At 50.3% G+C, this 13,217-nt stretch carries 14 protein-coding genes; 5 read left to right on the top strand and 9 right to left on the bottom strand.

All coding sequences use genetic code 11. The features are described 5' to 3' along the window. Positions 1-2: 2 nt before the first annotated feature. The 3 genes from ACO0LB_RS13965 to gpmA are packed head-to-tail and all read right to left on the bottom strand — an operon-like array spanning position 3 to position 3,594. Complete coding sequence (locus ACO0LB_RS13965; protein ID WP_423050036.1) at positions 3-1,481, bottom strand: S41 family peptidase; 1,479 nt, start codon at positions 1,479-1,481, stop codon at positions 3-5. A gap of 22 nt (positions 1,482-1,503) precedes the next feature. Then, a complete protein-coding gene (locus ACO0LB_RS13960; RefSeq protein ID WP_423050034.1) occupies positions 1,504-2,841 on the bottom strand; it encodes a murein hydrolase activator EnvC family protein in 1,338 nt (445 codons plus the stop codon). 6 nt (positions 2,842-2,847) lie between these two features. After that, positions 2,848-3,594, bottom strand: a complete 747-nt coding sequence (gene gpmA, locus ACO0LB_RS13955; RefSeq protein ID WP_423050032.1) for a 2,3-diphosphoglycerate-dependent phosphoglycerate mutase — start codon at positions 3,592-3,594, stop codon at positions 2,848-2,850. Positions 3,595-3,685: 91 nt separating this feature from the next. Here gpmA and ACO0LB_RS13950 point away from each other — a divergent pair, with 91 nt between their 5' ends. The 5 genes from ACO0LB_RS13950 (at position 3,686) to ACO0LB_RS13930 (ending at position 6,749) form a co-directional block, all read left to right on the top strand. After that, a complete protein-coding gene (locus tag ACO0LB_RS13950) occupies positions 3,686-4,087 on the top strand; it encodes a rhodanese-like domain-containing protein (RefSeq protein ID WP_423050030.1) in 402 nt (133 codons plus the stop codon). A 13-nt stretch (positions 4,088-4,100) separates the two neighbouring features. After that, positions 4,101-4,367 (top strand): glutaredoxin 3, encoded by a 267-nt coding sequence (gene grxC, locus ACO0LB_RS13945; protein WP_423050028.1) that lies wholly within the window; start codon positions 4,101-4,103, stop codon positions 4,365-4,367. A gap of 163 nt (positions 4,368-4,530) precedes the next feature. Then, positions 4,531-5,001, top strand: a complete 471-nt coding sequence (secB, locus tag ACO0LB_RS13940) for a protein-export chaperone SecB (RefSeq protein ID WP_423050026.1) — start codon at positions 4,531-4,533, stop codon at positions 4,999-5,001. 51 nt (positions 5,002-5,052) lie between these two features. Then, entirely contained in the window at positions 5,053-5,502 is a 450-nt protein-coding gene (locus ACO0LB_RS13935) for an SH3 domain-containing protein (RefSeq protein WP_423050024.1), read from the top strand. A gap of 248 nt (positions 5,503-5,750) precedes the next feature. Continuing rightward, on the top strand, positions 5,751-6,749 hold the full coding sequence (locus ACO0LB_RS13930) for an NAD(P)H-dependent glycerol-3-phosphate dehydrogenase (RefSeq protein WP_423050022.1): 999 nt from the start codon (positions 5,751-5,753) through the stop codon (positions 6,747-6,749). Positions 6,750-6,834: 85 nt separating this feature from the next. Here the strand turns inward: ACO0LB_RS13930 and ACO0LB_RS13925 are convergent, their stop codons facing one another. The 6 genes from ACO0LB_RS13925 to ACO0LB_RS13900 all read right to left on the bottom strand — a co-directional run bounded on the left by ACO0LB_RS13925 (position 6,835) and on the right by ACO0LB_RS13900 (position 13,147). Continuing rightward, positions 6,835-7,032: a hypothetical protein gene (locus tag ACO0LB_RS13925; RefSeq protein ID WP_423050020.1), complete on the bottom strand. Its 198-nt coding sequence runs from the start codon at positions 7,030-7,032 to the stop codon at positions 6,835-6,837. A gap of 72 nt (positions 7,033-7,104) precedes the next feature. Then, positions 7,105-7,302: a hypothetical protein gene (locus tag ACO0LB_RS13920; RefSeq protein ID WP_423050018.1), complete on the bottom strand. Its 198-nt coding sequence runs from the start codon at positions 7,300-7,302 to the stop codon at positions 7,105-7,107. A gap of 25 nt (positions 7,303-7,327) precedes the next feature. After that, positions 7,328-8,665 (bottom strand): ATP-dependent protease ATPase subunit HslU, encoded by a 1,338-nt coding sequence (gene hslU / locus ACO0LB_RS13915; protein WP_423050016.1) that lies wholly within the window; start codon positions 8,663-8,665, stop codon positions 7,328-7,330. A 109-nt stretch (positions 8,666-8,774) separates the two neighbouring features. Further along, a complete protein-coding gene (hslV, locus tag ACO0LB_RS13910) occupies positions 8,775-9,311 on the bottom strand; it encodes an ATP-dependent protease subunit HslV (RefSeq protein WP_423050014.1) in 537 nt (178 codons plus the stop codon). Positions 9,312-9,457: 146 nt separating this feature from the next. Next, on the bottom strand, positions 9,458-10,699 hold the full coding sequence (locus ACO0LB_RS13905) for a hypothetical protein (RefSeq protein ID WP_423050012.1): 1,242 nt from the start codon (positions 10,697-10,699) through the stop codon (positions 9,458-9,460). Positions 10,700-11,140: 441 nt separating this feature from the next. Continuing rightward, positions 11,141-13,147 carry a TonB-dependent receptor gene (locus ACO0LB_RS13900; protein WP_423050010.1) on the bottom strand — a complete coding sequence of 669 codons (2,007 nt, stop codon included), beginning with the start codon at positions 13,145-13,147 and terminating at the stop codon, positions 11,141-11,143. Between the last annotated feature and the right edge of the window lie 70 nt (positions 13,148-13,217).

Raw genomic sequence — 13,217 nt, 5'->3', positions numbered from 1 at the left:
GATTATTTTTTCTTATCTGACTTACTGTCTTTCTCTGTTTTGTCAGATTTATCAGATTCTTTTGCATCTTTGCTGTCTTTGTTTTCTTTGACATCTGCCTTGGTAACTTTGACAGGCAAGCCTTTCAGGTGATTCAGCGCTTGCGCTAACTGGTAATCTTCTGTGCTGCCGTACTCCAGCGGTTTGCTCTTTTTCGCCAGCGCAATCAGACGTTGTTCTTCTTCCAGCTCGTCCACTTTTGGTCTGCTTTGCTCTTTTTCTTTGTCATTGCTCAGATGCTTTTGCAGATCCGCTTCACGTGTACGCAAGCTATTGAAGCCGTCACCTTCCGCAGTTTCTTCCACATTCAGATCCGGCACGATGCCTTTGGCCTGAATCGACCGGCCATTTGGCGTGTAGTAGCGTGCAGTCGTCAGCTTGACTGCTGTATCTGCAGAGATTTGACGTATTGTCTGTACCGATCCTTTGCCGAAACTCTGTGTGCCAAGTATCGTCGCCCGTTTATAGTCTTGCAGGGCACCCGCCACGATTTCTGATGCAGACGCAGAGCCGGTATTGATCAATACGACCATCGGTACATTCTTGACTGCATCTGGCAGCTTCGCCAATGGGTCACTCATGGTGCGGCCTGAATAAAATTCGCGTTTTGCATAAAACGTTGCTTTGGAATCTGCCAGTTGGCCGTTGGTCGACACCACAGGAACGTCTTTTGGTAAAAACGCCGCAGACACGCCGACTGCACCTGGTAAAACACCGCCCGGATCATTCCGCAAATCCAGTACCAGACCTTTGATGGCAGGGTCTTGTGCGTACAGAGTCTGAATTTTTTTGACCATGTCTTCGACGGTTGGCTCCTGGAATTGGGAAATACGCAACCATGCGTAACCAGGCTCGACCATTTTCGCCTTGACGCTTTGCTGTTTGATCAGCTCGCGGGTAATCGTGACGATGATGGGTTTGTCTTCATTTTTACGGGCGATCGTCAGCGTGATTTTAGTGTTGGGCTCACCACGCATTTTTTTGACGGCCTCGTCGAGCGTCAGGCCTTTGACGGGAACAGAGTCCAGACGGGTAATCAGATCACCCGGCTTGAGGCCAGCGCGGTAAGCTGGGGAATCTTCAATCGGAGAGATGATTTTGACGTAACCATCTTCCATGCCGACTTCGATGCCGAGGCCGACGAATTTTCCCTGAGTACCTTCCTTCAGCTCTTTAAATGCTTTTTTATCCAGATAGGCGGAATGCGGATCAAGCGATGCGACCATGCCAGAAATGGCTTCCGTCAGCAGCTTGTTATCTTCGACTGGTTCAACATAGTCGGATTTAATGAGGCCGAATACATCGGCCAGCTGGCGCAGTTCTTCTACTGGCAGAGGTGTACCAGCGTTTTTTTGTGCTTGCGCAGAAAACTGCATGGACGCTGCTACACCGGCAATCATGCCAAGGCTGATTAAACCGAAATTCTTAAATTTACTGCCCATGTTTCACCTAAAGCCTATGTGCTTATTTAATGACGATCCAGTTCAGAGGATCAAATGCCCGTCCCTGATGACGGATTTCAAAGTATAAACCTGATTCTTCATTGCCGCCGCTGTTTCCCGCGCTGGCAATCACATCGCCCGCTTTGACGGTATCACCGACATGTTTCAATACTGCCTGATTATTGCCATAAATACTCATGTACTGATCACCATGTCCGACGATGATCATATTGCCGTAGCCTTTGTACCAATCGGCAAAAATGATTTTGCCAGGCGCAACCGCCTTAATCTCTGCACCTTCACTGGCCCGGATGAACAAGCCTTTCCAGCTTGGGCCATCGCCACGCCGGGTGCCGAAGCGGGCAATCAACTCACCTTTGACAGGCAGACGCAGTTGTCCTTTCAGCTTGTCGAATTCACCTGCCGGTGGTGTCTCGACTTTGGCTTGTTTCGGTGCTTCGTCAGCATCAATGGCGTTGGGATTCGTGGTTTTCGGTGGTTTCTTGCCGAGGCTGGCCAGTCTTGCTTTTTCCTTTTGGGCGGCCGCAATTCTTTCCTGACGCTGTTTTTCTTCCAGCGCCGCTTTGGCCTGATCCGCTTTGATCTGCTCCTCAATTAACTGGTTCAGACGTGTGACAAGATTACTCAGCCTTTGTTCATCTTTTTGCAGACTATCGGCCTGTTTTTTTTGTGAATGTAGTTTGTCTGCCAGTTGTGTCAACAGCACAGAGCGTTTTTTCTTTTCTTTTTCGAGTGCTGCCTTGTGGTCTTTTTCTTCTTCGGCGATTTCGTCCAGCTCGATTTTCGCTTCCTGAGCATCGAGCGTATTTCGTTCCACGTCTTTCAGACTGGTACGCAGCTCCTCAATCATTTTTGCCTGTGTCTGTGACACATAGCTCATGTACTGCAGCTCACGATTGATCCGGTTTGGGTTGTCACCCGAGAGCAGCAATTTGATGCGGTCACTGTCGCCGCGCATGTATTGCCGACGCAGAAAATCGGAGAGTTGTTTTTTTTGCTTTTCAACTTTAGCCGTCAGTCGCTGCTGCTCTTCTATCAGTTGTTGCAGTTTTTGTTCGGTTCCGGTTTGTTCGTTTTGCAGATCACGCAGCGAGCGGTTTGCTTCTGAGATGGCCTGTTCGGATTGTGCCAGTGCATCGCTGGCCTGATCTTTCGCCGACTCTGTCTTATTGATATCACTTTTCAGTGATTTTAATTTTTGCTGTAATTCAGCGCGTTCCGACTCAGCCTTGTTTTTTTGCAGAGCACGGCTGTTGCTGGCAGCCAGCGACGTGCCTGTTATGCCGGATAAACTCAGGCATAACAGGGCTGGCCAGAATAACGATGGGCGTTGTTGCATCAAAACTTATTTTGCCTTGCCCTGACTTGCGACTGCTTTTAACGCAGCATCAATGGCGGCCTGGTCACCCAGATAGTAATGTTTGATCGGTTTCAGATCGGCATCCAGTTCATAGACGAGCGGTTGTCCATTCGGGATATTCAGGTTGACGATATCTTCATCGCTGATGCCATCGAGCATTTTAATCAGCGCGCGCAGGCTGTTGCCATGTGCTGAGATCAGGATGCGTTTGCCGGAGCGGATGGCTGGTGCGATGGCATCATCCCATGCTGGCACAACGCGGGCAACCGTGTCTTTCAGACATTCTGTCAGCGGAATCTGTTGGCGATCCAGACCGGCATAACGCGGATCATTGAACGACGTGCGGTCATCATCTTCCGCCAGTGGATTGGGTGGCGTATCGTAGCTGCGACGCCATACCAATACCTGATCGTCGCCATATTTTGCGGCAGTTTCTGCTTTGTTCAGACCTTGCAATGCGCCATAGTGACGTTCATTCAGACGCCAGTCATGAATGACAGGCAACCACATCAGGTCCATTTCATCCAGCGTGCCCCAGAGTGTGCGAATGGCGCGTTTGAGCACGGAGGTGTAAGCCAGGTCGAATGTGAAGCCCGCTTCTTTCAGCAGTTTACCCGCTTGAGTTGCTTCCGCTACGCCCTTAGCGGTCAGGTCAACATCGGTCCAGCCGGTGAAGCGGTTATCAAGATTCCAGGTGGATTCGCCGTGGCGCATTAATACGATTTTGTACATGATGATGAGTTTATGTCGAGGTTAGTATGCTATTACAGCATCTATTTTATAATGACGTGCTTCTGATAACCATTTTTACTACTGGAAACCTGTGAAATTCGTTCTTGATAATATTTTTCTGATTGGTATCGCCCTTATTTCCGGTGGTGCTCTGTTGTTTCCGATGTTGCAAAAACGTGGGGCCAAGGTATCGCAATTGCAAGCCACACAGTATATCAATCAGGGAAAAACACTGATTCTGGATGTGCGCAATGCGGAAGAGTTTGCCAGCGGGCATTTGCCGAATGCGAAAAACATTCCTCTTGATGCTCTGAATGAGCGTATTGCTGAGATTGAAAAATCAAAAAATGCAGTCGTCATTACCGTGTGTGCCCGTGGTGTTCGTTCCGCCAGCGCGACATCTGTATTGAATAAGGCGGGCTTCACGCAGGTATTCAGTCTCGAAGGCGGTACCGATGCATGGAAATCCCAAGGTCTGCCGACCGTGAAATAAGCAGGAGAAAATAATGAAAGCTCATGTAGTGATGTACAGTACTGCCGTTTGCCCTTATTGCACGATGGCAGAGCGTTTGCTGAAATCGAAAGGCGTTGAGGAAATCGAAAAAATCCGCGTGGATCTCGATCCTGCTGTACGCGAAGCGATGATGTCGAAAACCGGACGACGCACCGTGCCGCAAATTTATATCGGTGAAACCCATGTCGGCGGCTTTGACGATCTGTCTGCCCTTGACCGTGCCGGAAAACTGGAACCTTTACTGAATCCGGTTGACTAAAAGCAGACTTTTGCAAGATTTTGTGCGGGAATGCGGTGTTGATTACTGTTTTTGCAGTCTAGTTGCTACAATAACGCGCCGCGACCTTGAAAAGACCGGCAACGGCCATATCTCTTTGCTTCGCTGTTCATTATTAATCTTTTAGAATTTTAGAAAGCATCACATGTCTGACGAAAATCTGCAGCCCGTATTCCAAATTCAACGCGTTTATCTGAAAGATTTGTCGCTTGAACAGCCAAACTCTCCAGCGATTTTCCTGGAACAAGAAGCGCCAGGCATTGAAGTTGCTGTTGATGTCGGTTCTGAGAAGCTGGCAGATGGCATTTACGAATCAACCGTGACTGTCACTGTGACTGCAAAAATCGGCGAAAAAGTGGCTTTCCTGGTAGAAGGCAAACAAGCCGGTATTTTCGAAGCACGCAATATTCCTGAAGACCAGCTTGATCCACTGCTCGGTATTGGCTGCCCGAATATCGTTTATCCATACCTGCGTTCTAACGTCGCAGATGCGATCACTCGTGCCGGTTTCCCACCGATTCATCTGTCTGAAATTAATTTTGAAGCATTCTATGCGCAGCGTTTGCAAATCGCTGCAGATCAGACGAATGTTGATGCACCAGCAACTATTCAGTAATTCTGTCCATGTGACCCGGTGAAGGCCGGGTTGGATGCGAAAAGGAAATTCATGCGGCATTTTCAGACTATCCCCGTTGTTGCCTTACTGACGTTGTTCAGCGCAGGATGGGCGCAGGCACTGGATTTTCGTTCTGTGGGAGCTAGTCCCGTGGTGATGTACGATGCGCCGTCTGCCAAAGGTGGCAAGTTGTCAGTGGCACCGCGTGGCATGCCATTGGAAGTGGTCTTTACTTCCGGTGCCTGGAGCAAAGTGCGTGATATGTCGGGTGAAATGAGCTGGGTAGAGTCGAAAGACCTGGTTACCCGTCGTAATCTGATTGTACGCGTGGCAAATGCCAAAATCCGTGCAACAGCCGAGGAGACAGCAGCCTTGGTGTTCAGTGCTGATAAAAATGTTTTGCTGGAAATGGCTGAGCCGGCAACTGCAGGCTGGGTCAAGGTCAGACATCGTGATGGTCAGATCGGCTATGTTAAAGCGGCCGAAGTCTGGGGATTATGATGTTGTCGTGATCACCATCGTGTTGAGATGAATGTATCGATGAATCTATCAATGAATCTATCGGTAAAAAAAAGAGGACAGCATGCTGTCCTCTTTTTGTATGCATATACTCCCCCTATGTTTTATGCAAATCAAGCGTACGTCAGCATAAAATAAGGCGGGTTTTAAGATACTGGTGGGAGTATATTTATACTGAATATCGTATCATTTTCAGCATGGCAACATAACAATCGTAAGCAGGTACAAGAATGAACATTAGCGTATTAGGTGCCGGTGCCTGGGGAACTGCGGTGGCGATGGCGTTGGCGGCAAAAAACGAGGTATTGATGTGGGGACGTAATGCCGACGCCATTGCTCACATGCAAGCTCGGCGTGAGAACACGACGTACCTGCCGGGATTTTCTTTCCCGGAGCATCTTCAACTGACACCGGATTTTGCAACGGCGATGGCGCATATCGCAGCACCGGACAGTTTGCTGGTGATCGCGACATCGGTGTCGGGCTTACGGCCAACCTTACAGGCCTGTGTGCCGTATCAGCCTGGCCGTGTGATCTGGTTGTGCAAAGGCTTTGAAGAAGGCAGCCAGTTATTGCCGCATCAGGTTGCGCGTGAAGTGCTCGGCACTTCTGCCACCATAGGCGCATTGTCCGGCCCGTCATTTGCGCAGGAGGTGGCTAAAGGTCTTCCTTGCGCGCTGACGATTGCATCGACATCGACGGCATTGTGTCAGCAAGTCGTGCAGGCACTGCATGGTAATGCGGTACGAGTGTATTCCAGCGATGATCTGGTGGGGGTCGAAGTCGGTGGCGCTGTCAAAAATATTCTGGCGATTGCAACTGGTGTCGCTGATGGTCTGGGTCTGGGCCTGAATGCCCGTGCGGCGCTGATGACACGTGGTTTGGCAGAAATCAGCCGTCTGGGTTCCGCATTAGGTGGCAAGGCAGAAACCTTGATGGGATTAACAGGATTGGGTGATCTGATCCTGACCTGTACTGGTGATTTGTCGCGTAATCGCAAAGTAGGGCTGGCGCTGGCGCAGGGTAAAAGCCTGGAGACGATTATTCAGGAGTTGGGTCATGTTGCCGAAGGCGTGCGTTGTGCCAAGGCAGTGCGAACTCTGGCGCAACAGCAGGGTGTTGATATGCCTATTGCCGATGCTGTGGCGAGTGTGCTGTTTGATGGTATTTCCGCGCAAGAAATGATCACACGTTTGTTAGCGCGCGACGCCAAACAGGAAATCCACTGAGCCTGATTTTTCGGCGGATGTAGCGGAATCTGCTGAAAGATCGTGACGTATCATGAAGGCGGGCAACAAGCTGGCGGGTGATGTCTCAGGCGGATAGTTTCAGCACCCTGACTATCACATGTTCCGGAATTTTTTGCTGATGCATGAATTCACGCGCCTGCGCGGTACCGAGTACGCCCAGATAATGCAGACCAAGATCCACCAGCATCCGGGTAATCAGGTCACGCCGGCGCAGATATCGCTGGCGTTTATGTTGCAATTTGCGACGACGACATCCTGCCATGGCAACATCTCCCTATCCGATCATCAGAGGAAGATCACGCGAGATGCGTGTCAATCTCCCTGATGTATAACATCATGGCTCGTTATCGTCATTCCCCTGCGTTTTTTTCAGGCTGATTTTCAGTTGTTGTCTCACCGCAGAGGTGCTTGCCCGGTGCGAACCGGCGGCGCGCTGTTTGGCCGCCAGCGCCACTGGGTTGCGTGGCCTTGATTGCGAAGGCTCAATACGGAATTGCAAACGTTGTCTGGTTGCCAGTGCTTTATTTGCCATATTGAGCTTCGCTTTTCAGAGTCAGTTACAGTACATAGCGTGATAAATCCTCGTCGACAGACAAGGCTTGCAAGCGTTGATCGACGTAGGCTGCATCGATGCTGATCGTTTTTCCGGTATTTTGATGTGCATCAAAAGAAATTTCTTCCAGCAGCTTTTCCATGACCGTATACAAACGCCGGGCACCGATATTTTCCGTAGTTTCGTTGACAGAATAAGCGATTCCCGCCAGCCTTTCCACACCCTCAGGCGTGAAATCAATCGCCACATCTTCGGTCGCCAGCAAAGCCTGGTACTGACGTGTCAGGCAGGCATCCGTACTGGTCAGAATACGTTCAAAATCAGCAATCGACAAGGACTCAAGTTCTACACGAATCGGGAAACGACCCTGCAGTTCCGGAATCAGATCAGACGGTTTTGCCAAATGAAAAGCGCCGGAGGCAATGAACAGAATATGATCCGTCTTGATCATGCCGTATTTGGTGTTGACGGTGGTACCTTCCACCAGTGGCAGCAGATCGCGCTGCACACCCGCGCGTGACACTTCGGCACCACCAGTTTCAGAACGCGAAGCAATTTTATCGATTTCATCAAGGAAAACGATACCGTTTTGCTCGACGTTTTTAATGGCTTCCTGTTTCAATTCTTCTTCATTGACCAGCTTGCCTGCTTCTTCTTCCGTCAATAATTTCAATGCATCCTTAATTTTGAGCTTGCGCGATTTCTTGCGGCCACTGCCCATGCCAGAAAACATCGTTTTGATCTGCTCGGTCATTTCTTCCATGCCCGGTGGAGCCATGATCTCCATATGCGCTGTCGGTTCTGCCACTTCCAGCTCGATTTCCTTGTCGTCCAATGCGCCTTCGCGCAGACGTTTGCGGAAAGTCTGACGTGTGGTGTTGTCTGGCGTTGCCTGTTCCGTACCTTCAGGATGGATACCAAAATCACGGGCCGGAGGTAACAAAATATCGAGGACGCGATCTTCGGCGGCGTCTTCTGCACGCAGACGGACTTTGCGGGTAGCCGCTTCACGCGTTTGCTTGATACCAATGTCGACCAGATCACGGATAATGGTATCGACATCGCGACCCACATAGCCGACTTCAGTGAATTTAGTCGCTTCGATTTTAATGAACGGCGCGTCTGCCAGCTTTGCCAGACGACGAGCAATTTCAGTTTTACCTACGCCAGTCGGGCCTATCATCAGAATGTTTTTAGGCGTGATTTCATGGCGTAGCGGTTCTTCTACCTGTTGACGGCGCCAGCGGTTGCGCAAGGCGATGGCAACGGCACGTTTTGCTTTCGCTTGTCCGACGACATGTTTATCGAGTTCGGAGACAATCTCTTGAGGGGTCATATTCATGTTTTTTCCTATCATTGCGGCAGACATCGGTTGATCTGAGGGCATTGCAGATACAGAACGGGCTTGGATTGGCGTGCTGCGACCTGTGATGCCTGCGAGGGTCGATGTCTTATTCCAGAGTTTCTATCGTGTGCGACAAGTTGGTGTAAATGCACAATTCGCCAGCAATAGTCAGTGATTTTTTTACAATGTCGACGGGTGATAAATCGGTATTTTCATACAGCGCAATCGCGGCTGATTGGGCAAATGTACCGCCAGAACCAATCGCGCCGATACCCTGATTGGGCTCCAGCACATCGCCATTGCCAGTAATGACCAGCGTAGAGTCTTTATCGGCGACCAGCAACATCGCTTCCAGACGACGTAGCATACGGTCAGTGCGCCAGTCTTTGGCCAGTTCGACCGAAGCGCGCATCAGATGACCCTGGTGTTTTTCCAGTTTGGATTCAAAACGCTCAATCAGGGTGAAGGCATCTGCCGTTCCGCCAGCAAATCCCGCCAGAACCTTGTTGTGATACAGCTTGCGTACTTTGCGGGCAGTGCCCTTCATGACGATATTGCCCAACGTGACCTGGCCATCCCCTCCGAGCGCGACAAGATTGCCGCGTCTGACAGTCAGGATGGTGGTGCCGTGAAATTGTTCCATGTGAACCTCGAGTGTGAATAATCGGCCGATGTCCGCAGCAAGTCAGGATGCTCGCGGATATTGTAGGGGCGAATGGTAAGGGGATAATCCGATACTCTCGGAAATGGGGTAATTTCAGCGAATTACAAGCGGAATTACAAGCAGATTTAGTGTTTGCGTGTGCTGATGGTGGCGATATTTTTCAGGCCCATGGCATGAAATAGCATCATGACCAGATAATTGACTTCTTCAAAGCGTATGCTCATGCCTTTTTTTGCCGCAATCGGTGCCAGTCCGCTGAGTAAATCGGCAGAGGCACTGAATTCCACGCGATCCAGACGCGAGCAATCAAGCACTAAAGGATTGTAATTGGCAGCCTGATCCGCAATATTCTTGAGCAGGATATCCATTTTTCCTTCTACCGTCACGGGCATCGGGAATTTGTCGCTCATTTCTTCTGGCAGGGTAATCTCAGGGAAGGAGCTGGTGACATTATTGCGCGGCGCTTCAAACGCGGGTGGCGATACTTCAAAAGTCACACAGTAATCCATACTGGCTTCTTCAAAGGCTTTTTGAAAATGCAGTAATTGCAAAATTTCGAGCAGCAACAGCCAGGGGGCTTCGGTTTCATCCCGACGACCTACCTGCAAGATCCCGCGAATTTTATCTGCAAACTCCTGAGCATGGACCAGCATCAGGTCATGACCGGATTTTTTCAGATTCTTGATGGCCCGTAACAATAAGCCGCAACCTACCGGATCGACTTCTTTGACGCGGGTGAAATCCAGGCGTACAGAATGGCTTTTAAGACTGGATTGTTGTAATTTTTCTAAATTCTTGACGATGCCAGCATCAAACTTCGAGGGGAACGTCACATTCACTGAGGACTGATCTTGCGGTGTGTCCTGCTCCATCGCAGGCATATTTTCAGGCCATAGTGGTGGTGAGGTTTCGAATTTATTGGCGTAGTCGAGAGAAAGACTTTCGAATTTGTACTGATCGTGAGTGATTCTGTATAGATCAAACAGCATTTGCCAAGCGATTTCTGTTCCTATGCCGTGTTGCGGATGCTTCACTACCGAAATCAGCATTTGCTCCGCCACCTGATTCTGGCCGCTGGCAAACAAAATTGCCGCTTCTTCCAGTAAGGGTACTGACTCGCTCTGGGCGATGGCAGATGCAGACAGCTCGGAATGCTGGCCGAGCAGGTAATCTGTGGGCAACATCATCGGCAATGTGGATTGAAAATCCATGCCGTGATATTTGTTGTCCATCGGTTGCGTTGGTTCAGAAATATCGAGTTTGGTGACGACAGGCGGGCGCGTTTTGACAATGTCGCGTGACATTTCAAATTCGATCGCGTCAATTTTGCGCTCGGTAGCGCGGGCAACATGGCGCTGAGCAATCATGGAGTTGCTGAAAAGCTCACTATCCTGAAAGCCAGTGATGACCGTGTTCCCACTTTTTGAGCGAGATTGATGAGAAGAAGATTTCTCGGCGGCGCGATCTTCTTTTCTTCCGCGTTTTTTACCGAAAAGAGAAAAAATCCCCACGTTGTTCCCAAAAAAAAATTGCTAACTGACCGTATAGTCAGATTACTTTGTACTCATAAGTATATGCTGGTTTGGGGGGGAATAGTTCATCCCCAGACCAATGTACGAACAGTTTTTCAAGAATTTACAGGAATACACATGGTATGTTGCTCTGGAGAATCGCTTAATTTCCGTCATCTTTCATTCAACCGATGTGAAGTACGCATTGCGTAGAATTTCAGCAGCCAAAAATAGATGACGGAAAAGTAAATAACATTACATCTGCTTACACTCTATTGACACCCTTGGCACCCTTTATCAGAAAGTGGCGCGCACGCCTGCAATCAGGTTACGTCCTGGTTGCGGTACTGTTTCTCTGAGCAGGGATGTGGACAGACGGATATCCTGATTCAACGCATTCTTGAGCATCAGGAACCAGCTTAATTGTGCGCCCTGATAGGGATGCGTATACGTCAGGCCAAGATCCACTTTGGTATAGGCTGGTGTGATAAAACTTTCAAAGCTCGCTAATCGGTCTTGCTGTTGTGCATGCAGAACAGCAAGACTGCCGCGCCATCCTGCATGTCGGTACGCCACATCCATGCCGATACGACTTGCTGGTTGTAGTGGCAGGCTGCCAGCATCGTCCAGCGTGCCGCGCGAGGTATCGGCATAGCCACGAACCGACCAGCCCTGACCTAGCAAGTTATAGCTGATTTCTGCTTCGCCACCGCGAATGGTGGCAGCCGCCTGTGACCAGTTGCGCAAGGTGAATTCCGCGGTAGCGTCAGGGTTGCCGTCTGCATCTACCTTGACGCCGTTTGTGTGGCCATAGACGTAGTGGCTGATTTTATTCAGGAAGGCATTGATTTTCCATCTGACGATTCCGGTATTTTTTTGCAGGCTCAATTCCAGATTGCGAGAGATTTCTTTTTGCATCTGGTTATTGCCGATATCGAACGTGGCAGTCGATTCGTGCGGACCAGCAGAATACAATTCTTCTATCGCTGGTGCGCGCTGAGCGAGTGAGACACTCAGGCCTGCGGCATAACCGGGCGTCCATTGCCACAATCCACCAAGCGAGCTGGAAAATAAGTGAAATTCCCGGCTGGGCAATAGCGTGGATGCCTCAGGTGTGCGGCGAACATTGTCGTATCTGGCACCAACGCTGGCAAGAACATCACCAAACTGGCGTTGCTCTACGATAAAGGCGGCGACGGACTGAGATTGTGTGGTCGGCACAGTATCTGCACGTCCGGTAGTGGCGGATAATGCGGAAAACTGCACATGCTCCGTTTGCAACCCCCAGCTGCCTTGCCAGCCTGCCCATGCCGGATGCGCCAACTCTATGCGACTTTCCAGCATACGGTTTTTAAACTGCGTGATTGGCGTACCTGCTTCGGATTTTTCCGTGTGCTGATAGTCTGTGCCGCTGAGTTTGACTTTCAGGCTGTCAAAACCGGGGATTGCCTGATGGACCAGTGCATCAATATCGAGCCGGTGTTGCGTCAGATCGATGAATGAACGTTCTGCCGTGGGGATGCCATAATGATCATCCATCGTCTGAATCGCCGCCCCCAGATGTCCCCAGGAGCGAATCAGTGAAGCACCTGCGGCGAGGCTGGATTCTCTGGTAAAACTGGAAGGTAAGCGTTTACTCACGATGCTGGTATCGCCTTGTGAGATGGCACCGGGAATATTGTAATTGCCGGTGTCGCGTGAATTTCCATCGACATGCAGGCCGATATCGGCGCTGCTGCTATCTACCGAGAATGACAGACTCTTTTCCTGGTTGACACTACCGATACGCAGTTCAGCTTCGCCAGTGACTTGAGGTACCAGACGGGTTGGGATGCGGTTATCAACCACATTGATGAGTCCGCCGATTGCCCCGCTGCCATACAGTAATGCCGCCGGGCCGCGTAACACTTCAATTTGTTGTGCGGTGGCGCTTTCCGTGGCGACTGCATGGTCATTCGAGAGGCTGGAGACGTCCGCCACACCCATGCCGTTTTGCAGGATTTTGACACGAGGTCCTTCTAATCCGCGAATGATAGGGCGGGATGCGCCGGCACCAAAACCAGAAGCGGATACGCCCAGTTCCCCTCCCAGCGTATCGCCGAGAGAAGTGCTGACTTTGGCACGTAATTCCGGGCCCGCGAGTATCTTGGCTGGCGTCAGCACCTGCATATTTTCATCGTTACTAAGCGGATTGGCAGAAACAGTGACGGTATTGATAGGAGCGCTTTGCGCGATTGCCGGGTGGCTGAGTTGTGCGAAAGCGGAAAAGACTGCGCTGGCAGCCAGTGTGCGTCGGAGTTGCATGTTATTTCCTGTGGTGCAGAAAAACGGAGATCGTCGCCTCTATTGAGCGTATGGAGGATCATCCGTTCCA

It is taken from the genome of Undibacterium sp. SXout7W, assembly GCF_049339385.1.
GTDB lineage: Bacteria > Pseudomonadota > Gammaproteobacteria > Burkholderiales > Burkholderiaceae_D > Undibacterium.
This window is presented reverse-complemented; position numbering and strand designations above follow the sequence as displayed.

What these genes read in the sequence shown, in the direction of transcription:
- ACO0LB_RS13965 (WP_423050036.1), bottom strand. Translation starts at nt 1,481, where the DNA reads ATGGGCAGTAAATTTAAGAATTTCGGTTTAATCAGCCTTGGCATGATT.
- ACO0LB_RS13960 (WP_423050034.1), bottom strand. Translation starts at nt 2,841, where the DNA reads ATGCAACAACGCCCATCGTTATTCTGGCCAGCCCTGTTATGCCTGAGT.
- gpmA (WP_423050032.1), bottom strand. Translation starts at nt 3,594, where the DNA reads ATGTACAAAATCGTATTAATGCGCCACGGCGAATCCACCTGGAATCTT.
- grxC (WP_423050028.1), top strand. Translation starts at nt 4,101, where the DNA reads ATGAAAGCTCATGTAGTGATGTACAGTACTGCCGTTTGCCCTTATTGC.
- secB (WP_423050026.1), top strand. Translation starts at nt 4,531, where the DNA reads ATGTCTGACGAAAATCTGCAGCCCGTATTCCAAATTCAACGCGTTTAT.
- ACO0LB_RS13935 (WP_423050024.1), top strand. Translation starts at nt 5,053, where the DNA reads ATGCGGCATTTTCAGACTATCCCCGTTGTTGCCTTACTGACGTTGTTC.
- ACO0LB_RS13930 (WP_423050022.1), top strand. Translation starts at nt 5,751, where the DNA reads ATGAACATTAGCGTATTAGGTGCCGGTGCCTGGGGAACTGCGGTGGCG.
- ACO0LB_RS13925 (WP_423050020.1), bottom strand. Translation starts at nt 7,032, where the DNA reads ATGGCAGGATGTCGTCGTCGCAAATTGCAACATAAACGCCAGCGATAT.
- ACO0LB_RS13920 (WP_423050018.1), bottom strand. Translation starts at nt 7,302, where the DNA reads ATGGCAAATAAAGCACTGGCAACCAGACAACGTTTGCAATTCCGTATT.
- hslU (WP_423050016.1), bottom strand. Translation starts at nt 8,665, where the DNA reads ATGAATATGACCCCTCAAGAGATTGTCTCCGAACTCGATAAACATGTC.
- hslV (WP_423050014.1), bottom strand. Translation starts at nt 9,311, where the DNA reads ATGGAACAATTTCACGGCACCACCATCCTGACTGTCAGACGCGGCAAT.
- ACO0LB_RS13905 (WP_423050012.1), bottom strand. Translation starts at nt 10,699, where the DNA reads ATGATTGCTCAGCGCCATGTTGCCCGCGCTACCGAGCGCAAAATTGAC.
- ACO0LB_RS13900 (WP_423050010.1), bottom strand. Translation starts at nt 13,147, where the DNA reads ATGCAACTCCGACGCACACTGGCTGCCAGCGCAGTCTTTTCCGCTTTC.